This is a genomic window from Paenibacillus donghaensis (assembly GCF_002192415.1).
Classification (GTDB): Bacteria; Bacillota; Bacilli; order Paenibacillales; family Paenibacillaceae; genus Paenibacillus_AQ; species Paenibacillus_AQ donghaensis.
The window spans coordinates 2,241,497-2,256,037 of sequence record NZ_CP021780.1 but is presented as its reverse complement, the minus strand read 5'-3'; the positions used below and the strand labels follow the sequence as shown (position 1 = coordinate 2,256,037).

The following is a 14,541-nucleotide window of genomic DNA, read 5'->3' as shown; positions in this document are numbered from 1 at the left end:
GTCATTTCGCTGCAGCAGCTGACAGTGTAATTCTGCTCAGCTGCTGCTTGGTATCATTATGGTTCATTCGGGCTGTCGCTTTAATCCGATCACTTGTCTTTCCCGTTACCCTTGTCCTTAGCCTTCTCTTTAACAGCCTTATTCTCTGCCAATTCATTATTTGCAGAACCTTCAGGCACGAATCCGGTCTGGTTCACATTGCCATTCCCGCTGTTATTGCCTTCGTTCTCCGTACCCGGATCAGGAATGATCTCGTTATCCACAGGGATATCGGTAGGCTCGGGAGTCGGTTCAGGCGTTGGCGTTGGTGTCGGGGCCGGTGTAGGCGTGGCAGGCGGTTCCGGCGCAGGCACGGTATCATTTTTGGCATCAATATAATTCACGGAATACGTCTCGATCAGTTCTCCGTCACTGAAGACCAGGATAGCCGCGTTTTTGTTGGGAGCAAGTACCAGATCAACCGGCAAGGTCTGGCTTTTGCCGATAGTCCGGCTGCCCCATTCCTGCTTGTCGCCGTTATTACGGGCATCGGTGAACTCAATCACAATCTTGTTGCGTTTGCCTTCCACTGAAGGTGCCACTGGAACACCATAAGTATAACTCAGTGCTTCAGGCGGATACCCGGTACTTATATAGATGGTAATCGCCGTTCCCGGAGGAACCGAAGAGCCTTTGTCATAATCCGATTGTCTCGTAACCTTGCCTTCTTCAACATCGAAGCTCGATTCTTCCTTCACTTCGCCGAGTACCAGCTTGTTGGCTTCCAGTAATTTCTGAGCTTCCTCGCGGGTCTTCTTGAACAAGTCAGGCATGGTGGTGTTCTCTTCGCCCAGACTGACATATAACGTCACCGTGTCCTCGTCCTTGTCGAAGTTGCTGCCTGCAGCGGGTTCGGAGCTGATGATCTGACCTGCCGGGACAGTGGAGTCATTACGCTCATCCTTCTTAATCCGTTCCTCCGACACCCCCATATCCATCAGCTTCTGCTCTGCCTGATCATAGGTATCCGTAGGGAATTCAGGCATGACGCTTAAAGGCTTGGCAGTGCTGACCGTAAGGGTCACGGAAGCACCTTTCTTCACCTTCTCATCCTTGTCGCGGCTCTGTTTGTATACGATATTCGGCTCATAATCCTTATTGTATTCGACCACAGGCTCGGCAACGACCAGTCCCGCCTCTTCCATCATAGTACGGGCCTTATCCAGCGTCTCGCCCACTACATAAGGCACGGGCACCTCAGGTACATCAAACTTGGTGTTGACATACCATACCACACTGCCCATCGCCAGCAGAATAAGCAGGGTTAGCCCAATCCACAGCGCCGGACGGCCCAACTTCTTCTTCTTGCCCCCAGGCACCGACGTATGTTCTTCATCACGTCTCATCCGCTCTTCACCGCCATTCCTTCCGCTGCTGCGCTGAATAGGCTTAATTGCCGGCACGATCCGTGTCCGGGCCTCATCGTCGTCCTCATCGAACAGCATCTTGGCTTCCCCGCGCCGTTCCGGCTGCAGGCATGTCTCCAGATCACGCAGCATCTGCTTGGCGGACTGGTAACGCTCCTCCGGGTTCTTGCGCATCGATTTCAGAATCACATTCTCAACGCTCTGCGGAATCAGCGGATTCAGCAGCCTTGGCTCCTCGAACTCTTCCTGCAGATGCTTCAGGGCTATACTGATCGGGCTCTCACCGAGAAATGGCAAGCTGCCGGTAAGCATCTGGTACAGCACGATGCCCAGTGAATAGAGATCGGACTTCTCTCCTGTAGCTACGCCTTTGGCATGCTCCGGAGAGAAATAATGCACAGACCCAATCACTGAGCCGGTCTGTGTAATGGTAGTTGAAGTAACGGCACGGGCAATCCCAAAGTCCGTCACCTTGACCCTGCCGTTGCGGCCAATCAATATATTATGAGGTTTGATGTCCCGGTGTATAATTTGGTTCTGATGGGCATGATCCAGCGCATCGCAGATCTGTGCGGCGATCCGCACCGACTCATCTACCTGGAGCGGCGCCCGCTCCTTGATAATTTCGTTAAGATTCTTGCCTTCGATATATTCCATTACAATATAATGAACCTCGTCTTCCTGTCCAACGTCATAGATGCTGACGACATTTGAATGCGACAGGGAAGCGGCAGACTGCGCTTCACGCCGGAACCGGCGGATAAATTCCTCATCGTGCACAAACTGGTTGCGAAGCACTTTAATAGCGACGTTCCGGTTAAGGAGAATGTCATGGGCTCTGTAGACAAGCGCCATGCCACCTCCTCCGATCCGTTCAATGACTTGGTAACGGCCGCCCAATTCGTGACCGATCATGAGTCCCACTCCTTTGTTTCGGGCACTGCGGCCTCTCCATAATGTTCTAACATTGCGATGCTGATATTGTCGCTGCCGCCGGCAAGCAGTGCCAGCTGCAGCAAGCGGTCGGCCCGTTCCTCCAGAGAAATCTCATGGATGCCCGCGACCTTGCCCAGATGCTCTTCACTGACGAAGTTGCTCAGGCCGTCGCTGCACAGCAGCAGCAGTGCCTTGGCTTCCACCGTGACAGGGGCCAGATCGGCAGATACCTCTGCGTCTGTGCCCAGTGCTCTGGTCAGGACATTGCGTCTCGGGTGATTGTTTAACTCCTCTTGGCTGATCTGTCCGCTCTTGAACAGCTCATTAACCAACGTGTGATCCTCAGTAAGCTGGATCGCCGCACCGTCCTTTACCATATAGGCCCTGCTGTCTCCGATGTGGCCGATAAATCCGGTTGACCCTTTAAGCAGCACCGCAACGACGGTGGTCCCCATATTATGATATTTCTCATCACGGGAAGCCTCCCGGTAGACCATGTTATTGGCTTCCAGAATGGCAGCAGACAACGCAACGCGCAGCTCTTCGTCCTCAAGCCCGGCAGGCAGAGCATCCAGAGTGTTCCTCATCGTCTCCAAGGCCAACCTGCTGGCGGTATCGCCTGCCTGATGCCCGCCCATTCCATCGGCTAAGATCCCCAGGGTATAACCATGGCGCGTCGCGCCGATCCAGACGGAATCCTCATTGACGGAACGTACCCGGCCAATGTCGCTGGCATGTACTGTTCTGATCAAATATCCTCACCCCAACTCCATATGTTTGGCGCGCAGCTGACCGCATGCGGCCGCAATATCATGGCCTTGCTCGCGGCGAATCGTAACATTGATGCCGTGATCAGCCAGAACACGTTGAAACTCAAAGATATCATTACGCGAGGTACGCACATATTTGCGCTCCGGCACGTGATTGACCGGAATCAGATTAACATGGCACAGCATGCTCTTCAGCACGCCCGCCAGTTCCTCTGCATGCTCGGGCTGGTCATTTATTCCGCCGATCAAGGCATATTCGAAGCTGATACGGCGCCCGGTCTTGGCTTGATAATAACGCAGCGACTCAATGACATCGTCAAACGGAAACCGGCGGTTGACCGGCATCAGCTTCGAGCGCAAGGCGTCATTGGGCGCATGAATGGAAATCGCCAGATTGATCTGGGTATCCTCATCAGCGAATTTATAGATATTCGGCACGATTCCGCTGGTGGAAACCGTAATATGCCGTTGTCCGATATTAAGGCCTTTCTCATGAATCATTAGACGCAGGAATCTCATCGTCGCGTCGTAATTCTCAAACGGCTCGCCCGTACCCATAATTACGATGCTGCTGACCCGTTCGCCGCGCGCATCCAGAATCTGCTGGGAGCGAACCACCTGCGCTACGATCTCGCCTGCAGTCAAATCGCGCTTCAGTCCGCCCAATGTCGAGGCGCAGAAGGTGCAACCTACCCGGCAGCCCACCTGTGTAGTTACACAGACGCTGTTGCCGTAGTTGTGCTTCATGATTACCGTCTCGATGGCATGATCATCATGCAGGCCGAACAGGAATTTCACTGTGCCGTCCTTCGATTCCAGCTTGGTAATCTCATGGAGCGCTGCAATGCTTAATTGTTCGTTTAGCTTCACGCGCAGCGCCTTGGACAAATTGCTCATTTCATCGAACGCATTGACGCGTTTTACATACAGCCAATCAAAGATTTGTCCGCCGCGAAAAGCGGGCTCGCCATTGTCCTTGGCCCACTGCTGCAACTCTTCTAAAGAGAAATCATATATTAAAGGTTTCATTATTTGCACCTGTTCTTTCATAAGGATATGCGTATTGTTTCTCATTCGTCCTATTTTAACACAAATTTCAAAGACGGTAAAAGAAAAGCCCGCCGCACCGGTTCCCGGCGGGCGGGTTATAGAATAATCGGTCTGTGAAAATGCTATATTACAAGTTTCGACGCATCTGTGCAATATAGAAGCCGTCACTGCCATAATGCTGTGGCAGCAGCTGAATGCCCTGCCCGCGCGCCAGCGCGGTTCCCGCAAGTCGCTCCCACAGCGGGGAGTCGAAGCTTACCGGACTAAATTCCGGATGTTGTGCTAGAAAAGCAGCTACAACATCACTGTTCTCCGCTTGCTCCGTTGTGCAGGTGCTGTACACCAGCAGCCCTCCGGGTTTCACCAGCCGCGAGACCGACTGCAGCAGCTCTCCCTGCAACACCGCCACACTGGCGATATCCTCCGGCTGCTTGCGCCATTTCAGATCCGGCTTGCGGCGGATCACCCCAAGGCCGGAGCAAGGCGCATCCAGCAGCACACGGTCAAAAGAAGCCGGTGCGAGCGTATCGGCAAGCTGAAGTGCATCGGCGCTTCCGGCCTCAATGCTCTCCAGCCCCAGACGTTCTGCCTGCTCGGCAACAAGCACCGCTTTATGCGGATGCACATCATTGGCGTAAATGAACCCTTCATCCTTCATCAGCTCGCCCATATGCATGCTTTTGCCGCCCGGAGCAGCGCAGCAGTCAAGCACACGTTCTCCCGGCTGCGGATCAACCGCCTCTGCCACCAGCATCGAGCTTTCGTCCTGTACGGACAGATATCCGTCCTTGTACCAGGAGGAGAGAGCCAGATTGCCGCCGCCCTTAACAATAATTCCATAAGGGCTTAGCAGAGAAGCCGAGGCCTGGAGGCCTTGCTCAAGCATCTGCTTCAGCAAAGACTCCCGGCTAATCATCGTTGTGTTGACCCGCACGCTTACCGCAGGCGCTTCATTATCAGCGGCGCACATCGCTTCCGCAGTCTCCAGGCCATACTCAGCGCTCCAGCGCTGCACCATCCACAGCGGATGGGAGTGCTTAAGCGCAATCCGTTCCTCCGGGCTTAGGTGGTCCGGCAGCACCGGAAGGCTTCCGGCACGCAACACGCTGCGCAGAACACCGTTGACCATGCCCGAGATCCCTTGATGCCCGCGCCTCTTGGCGATATTCACCGCCTCGTTAACGGCTGCATGCGAAGGAATACGGTCCAGATACATGATCTGGTACAAGCTGACCCGCAGCAGCGAACGCACCCAGGGCTGCAGCTTGGCCAGCCCTTTGCTTACGAAATCTTCCAGCACATAATCCAGCGTATTCATTCTGGAGAGGGTCCCATAGACCAGCTCCGTAACCAATCCGGCATCTTCTCTGCTCAGGGTGGACTTCTGCAGAGTGCTGTTCAACTGCAGATTGCTGTAGGCTCCCTGCTGCTCGACTCTCTCCAGCACTTCGAGTGCCAGCTCGCGCGCCGAAGCTGGAGCTTGCCTGCTGCGGTTGCCCGCCGGCTTCGCGCCTCCGCCGCGCGGGCCGGGACGACGGCCTGCGCCGCCACCTTCGCCCCCGCTCAACCGAGCACCGTCCCGGGCTTCATGGCTGCGCCGCGGCTGAAGGCAGCGGCATCCATCGCTTTTTTGCCGGACGGCTGCACAGTGGTCAGCAGCAGGCTGCCGTCGCCGGTCTTAACTTCAACGCCCTGCCCGCTAACGGCCAGCACCGTTCCCGGCAAGGCAGAGCTGGCACTTCCCTGGACAGGAAGCGCCGCCGCCCACACCTTAAAGGTCTCCCCGTTCCACAGCGTAAACGCCCCGGAGAACGGCACCAGACCACGGACACGGTTATACGTCTCCCGCGATGATGCATTCCAGTCGATCCGCTCATCCTCGCGGCTAAGGTTCGGCGCATAGGTCGCAGCGCTGTCATCCTGCGCCTCCGCTTCCACGCGGCCATTGATCAATCTGGGCAACTCAGCCCGCAGCAGGTCGCGGCCGGCCAGACTCAGCTTGCTGAACATGGTGCCGGAAGTGTCCTCATCCTCAATCGGCACCTCTACACGCGAGATCATATCTCCGGTGTCCAGACCTTCCGCCATGTACATCAGCGTTACACCTGTCAGCTGCTCGCCATTGATGATCGAACGCTGAATCGGCGCGCCTCCACGGTATTCCGGCAGCAGCGAGCCATGCACATTGAGGCAGCCGTTCCTTGGCAGATCCAGCACAGCTTTGGGTAGAATCTGGCCATAGGCGGCTGTAACAATCAGGTCCGGTTCATACGCGGCCAGCTCAGCCACTGCTTCCGGACGGCGCATCCGCTCAGGCTGAAGCACAGGCAAGCCCAGGGCCAGCGCCGCTTCCTTCACCGGCGAGGGCGCCATTATTTTCTTGCGGCCCTGCGGACGGTCGGGCTGGGTTACAACGGCTGCAACCTCGTAGCCCTCCTCCACAAGCATTTGCAGGCACGGCACCGCAAAAGCGGGCGTACCCATGAACACAATCTTCATTACACTCACTCCCCGGTTTCCTTGCCTGGTATATATTCATAGACCTTCTCGGCAATGTCAGTAAATAACACGCCTTCCAGATGGTCGATCTCATGCTGAAATGCCCGTGCGAGCAGACCGCTGCCGGTAATTGTGATCTCCACGCCTTCCCGGTTCAGTCCGCGAACCGTTACGGTCTCCGAGCGGCGCACATCGCCGTTCAGGCCGGGAATGCTAAGGCAGCCTTCTGGTCCCAGCTGTTCGCCTTCTCTGCTGATGATCTCCGGGTTGATCATCTGGATCAATCCATGCTCCTCATCCGCATCGATGACGATCAGCCTTTTCAGAATGCCTACCTGAGGCGCAGCAAGTCCTACGCCGTCCGCATCATACATCGTATCTCTCATATCGTTCAGCAGCTTTTTGACATTGGGTGTAACCACCATTACTTCTTTGGCTTTTTTGTGCAACACTTCATCCGGTTCCTTCACAATCATCCGAATTGCCATCTATAACACCTTCCTCGTTCTATTCAATAATAATTTGCTGCCTACATCAGCATCTGCGGGTCCACGTCGAGGCTGATCTGCAGATCCTTGTCCCGCACGGAATCCTCCAGCTCCTCGGCCACAGTCCTGGCCAGGCCAATGGCATCAATGGTGCCCCGCCACTTGATAATGCACTGGAACCGGTAGCGCCCCTTCAGACGTGGCATGGGCGATGCCACAGGTCCAAGCATATCAAGCGCATCCGCAGACAGCTTATCCAGACTGCCATACCATCTTAGCTGGCGAGCCTTGCCCTGCAGGTTCAGCGCATAATTCTCAGCCAGCCGCAGCAGCACGGGAAGCTGCTCATGCGACAAAGTCACGAGAATGAGCCGACAGTAGGGCGGATAATGCAGGCTTTTGCGGTGCTTCAGCTCTTCGCGTACGAAGGAATGGAAATCGTGTCCGCTGGCATGAATAATCGAATAATGCTCAGGGGTATAGGACTGGATCACCACTTCACCCGGCAGTTGATGCCTTCCCGCTCTGCCGGCTACCTGGGTAAGCAGCTGAAAGGTTTTCTCTGCCGCCCGGAAATCAGGCAGGTTGAGCGCAGAGTCTGCTGTAATTACGCCTACCAGCGTAACGTCTGGGAAATCGAGCCCCTTTGCCACCATCTGGGTACCGAGCAGCACATCGGCTTTTTTGTCACGGAACTGGTTGAGCAGCTTCTCATGAGACCCCTTCTCGGTCGTCGTGTCCACGTCCATACGGATCACCCGCATGCCCGGAAACAGCTTGCCCAGTTCCTCTTCCACCCGCTGGGTACCCGTTCCGAAGAAGCGGATGTGCTCGCTGGCACATTCCGGGCACACCTTCGGCGCAGGCTCGGCATGACCGCAGTAGTGGCAGCGCAGATTGTCGCTGCGGCTATGGTACGTCAGTGAAATATCACAATCCGGACAACCTGCCACATACCCGCAGCTGCGGCACATCACAAACGTGGAGAAGCCTCTGCGGTTCAGCAGCAATACCGTCTGTTCTCCACGTTCCAGCCGCTCAGCCAGCGCAGCATGAAGCCTGCGGCTGAACATCGAGCGGTTGCCTTCCTTCAGCTCATCGCGCATATCGACCACCTGCACTGCCGGTAGCTCATTGCCCAGCGCCCGGCTGGGCATCTCCAGCAGCACCGGGGAGAAATGAATATCGGTCTGCACCCTGGCAGCATGATAGCTCTCCAGCGAAGGGGTAGCCGATCCGAGGATCACGGCGGCTCCCCCCTGCTCCGCTCGGCGTACAGCCACATCGCGGGCATGATATTTGGGATTCTCCTCCTGCTTGTAGGAGCTTTCATGCTCTTCATCTACTATAATCAGTCCCAGGTTGACGAATGGGGCAAACACCGCCGAACGGGCACCGACTGCGACCGTTGCTTTGCCTTCGCGGATCTTGCGCCATTCGTCATAACGCTCGCCGACCGACAGCCGGCTGTGCATCACGGCAACCCCGCTGCCGAACCGGCCCTTGAAGCGTTCCACCATCTGCGGAGTAAGCGCAATCTCCGGCACCAGCACAACCGCCTGCCGGCCTTGATCCACGCAGAGCTGAATGCTCTGCAGGTAGATCTCCGTCTTCCCGCTGCCGGTTACTCCATGCAGCAGGAACACGTCATGACTCTGCGCCTCCAGCGTACGGGCAATCGCAGCATAGACATGGCTCTGCTCAGGGGTAAGCGGTAGAGGGACGCTTGGCTTGAAGTCGCGTCCACGATAGGGGTCGCGGTACACCTCAATCTCACCGATCTCTATATACCCCTTCTCCTCTAGCCCCTTCACCGTGCCTGCGGAGATTTGCAGCACCGCCAGTACCTCTTTGAGCGGCAGAGGCAGCAACGCTTCCATCTCGATCAGGAACTGGAGCAGCTCCTTCTGGCGGGCAGACCTGGCCGGGAAGCTCTCCAGCAGCCCGCGGGCCATTTCCGTACTGATCGCCAGCTCAACGGTTTTGAGCTTTTTTTTGCCCATTTTATCCTTGATTGACTGACTCTCAGTCAGCACTCCGCGCCGCAGCATGAACTTAACGGTCTCCGCTGCCTCCGGAAAGGTGCGGGTCAGCTGCTTCATAGATACCTCGCCATGCTTGGCAACGAATTCGGTAATGCTTCGTTCTTCCTGATCCGGCTCGGCGAAGAGCGGGAACAGCTCATCTTCAGTAGCCGCGGCATCCGATTCGGCACTGCCGAGTGAGATCAGCCGTTCGGCCTTGCCCTTGAGCGCCGTCGGCAGCATGGCCTGCAGCGCGGAAATACGCCGGCAGGCATACCTGCGGCTCATCCATTCCGCCAGCTCAATCAGCTCTGGTGACAAGGGCGGCAGCAGATCTAGCACCTCCTGGACCGGCTTCAGCCCAGGCATGGTGCCGATTTCACCGGATTCCAGGGAAATGACGAAGCCCTGTACTGTACGGTGACCAAAAGGCACCGCTACCCGGCTGCCGACCTCAATCCACAATTTCAGATCATCTGGAATCAAATAATCAAAAGGCCGGTCCGTGCTGCGGACAGGTACATCTACAATGACCTTGGCGATATCCATCAGACAGAAATACCGGTCATCCGCTCAGCGAATAGCAGCAGCAGCCGACGGGCGACCTCGTCCTTGGTCAGCAGCGGCCACTGCGCAACTACACCTTGTGTATCATAAATGGAGACAATGTTGGTGTCCAGTCCGAAGCCTGCTCCGGCTTCCGCCACATTGTTAGCCACGATCAGATCACAATTTTTGCGGACCAGCTTCTCTTTGGCGAAAGCCTCGGTGTCTCCGGTTTCTGCTGCAAATCCCACCAGAAACTGCTTGTTCTTGGTTTTGCCCAGTGTTTCCAGAATATCAGTTGTTTTTACAAGCTCTAGCAGCATCGTATCGCCGCTCTTTTTGATTTTGGCCGCCGCCTGTTCCTTCGGACGATAATCGGATACGGCCGCAGCCTTAATCAGAATATCGCAGTCCTCCCATACGCCCAATACCGCATCGTACATCTGCTGGGCAGACTCGACCTTTACCACACGCAGACCGGCTGCCTGTGGAGGCTCCTCATCCGTGCGGGCGGCGACAAGTGTAACTTCAGCTCCCATGGCAAGCGCAGCGCGGGCCAAGGCGAAGCCCATTTTGCCGGATGAGTCGTTCGAGATATAGCGGACCGGATCAATCCGTTCCACCGTTCCACCAGCGGTAATTACAACCTTGCGACCTTTGAGCGGCTGCTCGGGCTGTGATTCCGGGCGGCTTGACAACGCAAAAAAGCTCTCCACGCAACGAACAATCGCCTCCGGCTCTTCCAGCCTCCCCTTGCCCACATACCCGCAAGCCAGCAAACCTTCTCCCGGCTCGATAAACTGGATACCACGGCGTGACAGGATATCAATATTGTTCAATACTGCAGGATGCTGGTACATATGAACGTTCATTGCCGGAGCAACCATCACAGGTGAAGTTGCAGCCAGAAGTGTGGTTGACAGCATATCATCGGCCAGCCCATGCGCCATTTTGGCCAGAATATTGGCCGTTGCCGGGGCTACCAGCACCAGATCAGCCGAGTCGGCCAGATCGATATGCGAAATCGAAGACGGGTCCCGTTCCTGAAACGTATCGCTGTACACCCGCTGCTTAGACAAGGACTGCAGCGTCAGCTCTGTAATGAATTGTTTGGCTGATTCAGTCATGATCACATGAACCTCTGCACCCTTTTTAACCAGCATGCTGGTTAATGAGGCTGCCTTAAATGCCGCAATTCCTCCGGTGATGCCTAGCAGAATCGTTTTGCCCTGTAAGCTCTTCATTATTATTCTCCCCCTGCTCCCGGTTAATGTTAATAGAAGGATGATTGATATCGTGAAATATATAGATTCTGATCTTGTTACTACTCTTATCTTTAAAAAAATAACAACCTTGCGGTTGTCAGGAACAGCCCGCTAAGGGCTATTATAATAAGTTGACAGCCAGTTTAGAGGCCTATAAAGCAAGAAGAAACGGCTGCGCCGTCGGCACCCGTTTCCGAGGTTAATTAATCCTCCGGTTCACTGCAAGAACAACTACTCCCGTTCTTCTTCTTCCGTGCCGCGAGTTACAATAATCCGGTCTTCATAGATTTCTTCAAGGGCAACTCCCACATACTTGTAGGATCTTGGACTCTTAATATCGGTTCTGCCGCCTTCACGCAGCTGTCTTGCCCGGCGGGCGGAAGCGACAACGAGCGAATACTTGCTGTCGACCTTGGTCATCATTTCATCGATAGATGGATATAGCACTGGGACACCTCTTCATAGTTTACTGTGGATCATCATTACGTAATTAAGTAAGCCTGATTATCTAACCTTACAATGTTCGGCTATAATAATGCTTTCTATTCTCTTGCAGGCCAAATCAATCTCATCGTTAACTACGGCGTAATCATAATGCCGCATCAGACTGATCTCATCCTCTGCCACTGACATACGGTGGTCAATCACATCTGGATGCTCAGTGCCCCTACCGCGTATGCGGTCCTTCAGCTCATCCATGGATGGAGGAAGCAGAAACACAAAGATACCTTCGGGGAATTTCTCCTTGACCTTCAGCGCTCCCTGAACCTCGATTTCCAGAATAATATCTCTTCCGCTCTCAAGGGTCTGTTCAACAAAATCACGCGGAGTACCGTAATAATTGCCTACGTACTCCGCGTATTCCAGCAGCTGGTCAGCTTCGATCATAGAGGCGAACTGCTCTCTGGTCTTGAAGAAATAGTTAACTCCGTTCTCTTCGCCGCCGCGCGGACTGCGGGTGGTCGCCGAGACCGAATAAATCAGCTGCGGCATCTTCGGCCGCAGCGCCGTGCAGACAGTACCTTTACCAACGCCGGAAGGTCCGGATAAAATAATCAGCAATCCTTTTGACATAATACACTCCATTTAGTTGTTATTCGTCGTTATCATCGTCTTTGCTGGATAAGCGGTGAGCCACGGTTTCAGGCTGAACCGCCGACAGGATCACATGGTCGCTGTCAGTGATGATTACGGCGCGAGTCCGTCTTCCGTAGGTGGCGTCGATCAGCATGTGCCGATCTCTGGCCTCCTGGATAATACGTTTGATCGGTGCAGATTCCGGACTGACAATGGAAATAATGCGGTTGGCCGATACTATATTTCCAAAGCCAATGTTAATAAGTTTAATGGCCATGTTCCGGTTGTTCCCCCCATAAATTACATCTATGCTTGTGATCATAAACCCGCTATTCCTAATTGGCCGCCTGTTCGCGGTTCATTTCTTGAATGAGAAAGTCCAGCATGTCTCCCACCGGCCCTTCCACGTTTGATCTGCTGCTGAACCTTATCTTCGGAGCACAGCCTCATAACCCGTCCAATCCTGCGGCATCCGCATGGTTATTACGCAGTACCGGTGATTCACTGATTTCAATTCTAAACGGAATCACATCCATTACACTATTGTAATGGATTATTACTAGCGAAACAAGGGGGATAATTTACGACCCTGTTTGGCCCAGATGTACTCCACCAGCTGAGCGCTCATTTCATAGAACATGAACGGCGTCATCAGATAGATGCCGTTGAAGTGGGCTGTCGCCTCATCCAGCAGCTCCTTGGCAATGGCCACACCTTCCGCGCGCCCCACTTCTCCCTCAAGTCCGCTCATCCGGCTGCGCACTTCATCGGTCAGCTGGATACCGGGAACCTCATTATGCAGAAATTCGGCGTTGCGGCCGCTGGCCAGCGGCATAATCCCGATAAATATGGGGATATTGAGGTGGGCAGTGGCCTCGGCTACTCTGGCAATCAGCCCCCGGTCATACACCGGCTGGGTCATAATATAATCCGCGCCGGAAGCAATCTTCTTCTCCAGCCGCTGGACAGCCTTGTCCAGATGTTTCACATTCGGATTGAACGCGGCGCCGATCACGAATCCGGCCTTCTGCTTCAGCGGCTTGCCGGAGAAGGCAATCCCGTCATTCAGCTGCTTGATCATACGGATGATCTCGAAGGAAGTTAGATCATACACGGAGCTGGAGCCGGGAAGATCGCCGAACTTGGCCGGATCTCCTGTCACCGCCAGCACATGGTCAATGCCTAGGGCATCGAACCCCATCAGATGCGACTGAGTCCCGATCAGGTTGCGGTCACGGCAGGCGATATGCACGAGCGGCCGCAGACCAGTACGGGCCTGTACCAGCGCACCCAGTGCCATGTTGCTCATCCGGCTGACCGCGAGCGAGTTGTCAGCAAGCGTCAGCGCGTCGGCTCCTGCCTTGCGCAGCGCCTCGGCTCCCTTCATGAATCTGGCAATGTCCAGGTCGCGCGGCGGATCAAGCTCCACAATGACCGTGTGACGCTCCTTGACCAGATCGACCAGAGTCGGCTCTTTGCCGCTCGGTCCTTCCGCATCAGCCAGATGCTCCTGCAGAATCAGGCTTGCTGTCGCCCGCTGCGTAGGCTCCGGCAGCGGCTGGGGCTGGTAATTCCGCAGCGCCGCGGCCATCTCGGCGATATGCTGCGGCGTGGTTCCGCAGCAGCCGCCAATGATCCGGCTGCCCATCTCGGCGAAGGTAACGGCCATCTGGCCGAAATATTCCGGCGAAGCACCGTAGCGGTATTCACCATCCACATAATCGGCTACCCCGGCATTCGGGTAGACTGAGACCGGCAGCACCAGGCTGCCCTGCAGATGTCTAAGCGCCCGCTTGATCCCGTTCGGGCCGGTGTTGCAGTTGAAACCGATCACATCCGCTCCGTCGTCCTCCAGAATCCGGAACGCCTCGGGAAGGGTCAGGCCATCCAGCGTACGGGCAGTTTCATCCACCGCCAGCTGGCAGATGACCGGCAGCTGGCTGAGCTTGCGCAGGGTGCGCAGCGCCAGATGCAGCTCCTCGACATCATAGAAGGTCTCCAGCATAATGCCGTCCACCTCTTCCTCCAGCAGCGCCGATAATTGCTGCGTGAAGAAACGCTTCAGCTCGGAGGCGGACAGATTGGCACGTTTGCCGGAGCGGATCGAACCGACCGCTCCAACCACATAACCTGTATCTCCTGCAGCCTTACGGGCAATGCGCACGCCTGCCCGGTTGATCTCTTCCACCTTGGATTCCAGCCCGTATTTGGACAGCCGGTCATAGTTGGCCGAGAAGGTGTTGCTCTCCAGCAGCACAGCCCCCGCCTCCATGTAGCTGCGATGTACATCCTCAATAACCCCCGGTGAGGTCAGATTCAACTCTTCATAAGAGATGCCGACAGGAAATCCTTTTTGATACAAAAAAGTCCCCATCGCACCGTCTCCCACCAGCACTTTACTACCCCATGCAGAACGCAAATCCGGCTTCACGGCAAGCCCCCCAGACATTAGTTTCATACTAATGTAACATAAAACGGGA

Annotated in this window: 13 protein-coding genes; all 13 read right to left on the bottom strand. The window is 55.3% G+C overall.

Annotated elements, in window-relative coordinates:
- Positions 1-89 precede the first annotated feature (89 nt).
- Positions 90-2,321 (bottom strand): Stk1 family PASTA domain-containing Ser/Thr kinase, encoded by a 2,232-nt coding sequence (gene pknB, locus B9T62_RS09690; RefSeq protein WP_087915067.1) that lies wholly within the window; start codon positions 2,319-2,321, stop codon positions 90-92.
- Positions 2,318-3,094, bottom strand: coding sequence for a Stp1/IreP family PP2C-type Ser/Thr phosphatase (locus tag B9T62_RS09685; protein WP_087915066.1), 777 nt, complete (start codon positions 3,092-3,094; stop codon positions 2,318-2,320). Before B9T62_RS09685 ends, pknB begins: the two co-directional genes overlap by 4 nt.
- Before the next feature lie 6 nt (positions 3,095-3,100).
- Positions 3,101-4,141 (bottom strand): dual-specificity RNA methyltransferase RlmN, encoded by a 1,041-nt coding sequence (gene rlmN, locus B9T62_RS09680; protein ID WP_245864406.1) that lies wholly within the window; start codon positions 4,139-4,141, stop codon positions 3,101-3,103.
- 148 nt (positions 4,142-4,289) lie between these two features.
- The gene (gene rsmB / locus B9T62_RS09675; protein WP_087915065.1) at positions 4,290-5,729 is read right to left on the bottom strand and encodes a 16S rRNA (cytosine(967)-C(5))-methyltransferase RsmB; all 1,440 of its coding nucleotides are present in this window, start codon (positions 5,727-5,729) and stop codon (positions 4,290-4,292) included.
- Positions 5,726-6,661: a methionyl-tRNA formyltransferase gene (gene fmt, locus B9T62_RS09670; protein ID WP_087915064.1), complete on the bottom strand. Its 936-nt coding sequence runs from the start codon at positions 6,659-6,661 to the stop codon at positions 5,726-5,728. Before fmt ends, rsmB begins: the two co-directional genes overlap by 4 nt.
- A 5-nt stretch (positions 6,662-6,666) precedes the next feature.
- On the bottom strand, positions 6,667-7,149 hold the full coding sequence (gene def / locus B9T62_RS09665; RefSeq protein WP_087915063.1) for a peptide deformylase: 483 nt from the start codon (positions 7,147-7,149) through the stop codon (positions 6,667-6,669).
- A 41-nt stretch (positions 7,150-7,190) separates the two neighbouring features.
- Complete coding sequence (priA, locus tag B9T62_RS09660) at positions 7,191-9,722, bottom strand: primosomal protein N' (RefSeq protein ID WP_087915062.1); 2,532 nt, start codon at positions 9,720-9,722, stop codon at positions 7,191-7,193.
- Positions 9,722-10,963, bottom strand: a complete 1,242-nt coding sequence (gene coaBC, locus B9T62_RS09655) for a bifunctional phosphopantothenoylcysteine decarboxylase/phosphopantothenate--cysteine ligase CoaBC (protein ID WP_087915061.1) — start codon at positions 10,961-10,963, stop codon at positions 9,722-9,724. Before coaBC ends, priA begins: the two co-directional genes overlap by 1 nt.
- Before the next feature lie 252 nt (positions 10,964-11,215).
- A complete protein-coding gene (gene rpoZ / locus B9T62_RS09650) occupies positions 11,216-11,431 on the bottom strand; it encodes a DNA-directed RNA polymerase subunit omega (RefSeq protein ID WP_087915060.1) in 216 nt (71 codons plus the stop codon).
- Between the two features lie 57 nt (positions 11,432-11,488).
- Positions 11,489-12,058, bottom strand: coding sequence for a guanylate kinase (gene gmk / locus B9T62_RS09645; RefSeq protein ID WP_087915059.1), 570 nt, complete (start codon positions 12,056-12,058; stop codon positions 11,489-11,491).
- 19 nt (positions 12,059-12,077) lie between these two features.
- On the bottom strand, positions 12,078-12,338 hold the full coding sequence (remA, locus tag B9T62_RS09640; protein ID WP_006209218.1) for an extracellular matrix/biofilm regulator RemA: 261 nt from the start codon (positions 12,336-12,338) through the stop codon (positions 12,078-12,080).
- A gap of 150 nt (positions 12,339-12,488) precedes the next feature.
- Positions 12,489-12,566 carry a hypothetical protein gene (locus B9T62_RS41735; RefSeq protein ID WP_245864572.1) on the bottom strand — a complete coding sequence of 26 codons (78 nt, stop codon included), beginning with the start codon at positions 12,564-12,566 and terminating at the stop codon, positions 12,489-12,491.
- A 54-nt stretch (positions 12,567-12,620) separates the two neighbouring features.
- Positions 12,621-14,492, bottom strand: a complete 1,872-nt coding sequence (locus tag B9T62_RS09630; RefSeq protein ID WP_087915058.1) for a bifunctional homocysteine S-methyltransferase/methylenetetrahydrofolate reductase — start codon at positions 14,490-14,492, stop codon at positions 12,621-12,623.
- Between the last annotated feature and the right edge of the window lie 49 nt (positions 14,493-14,541).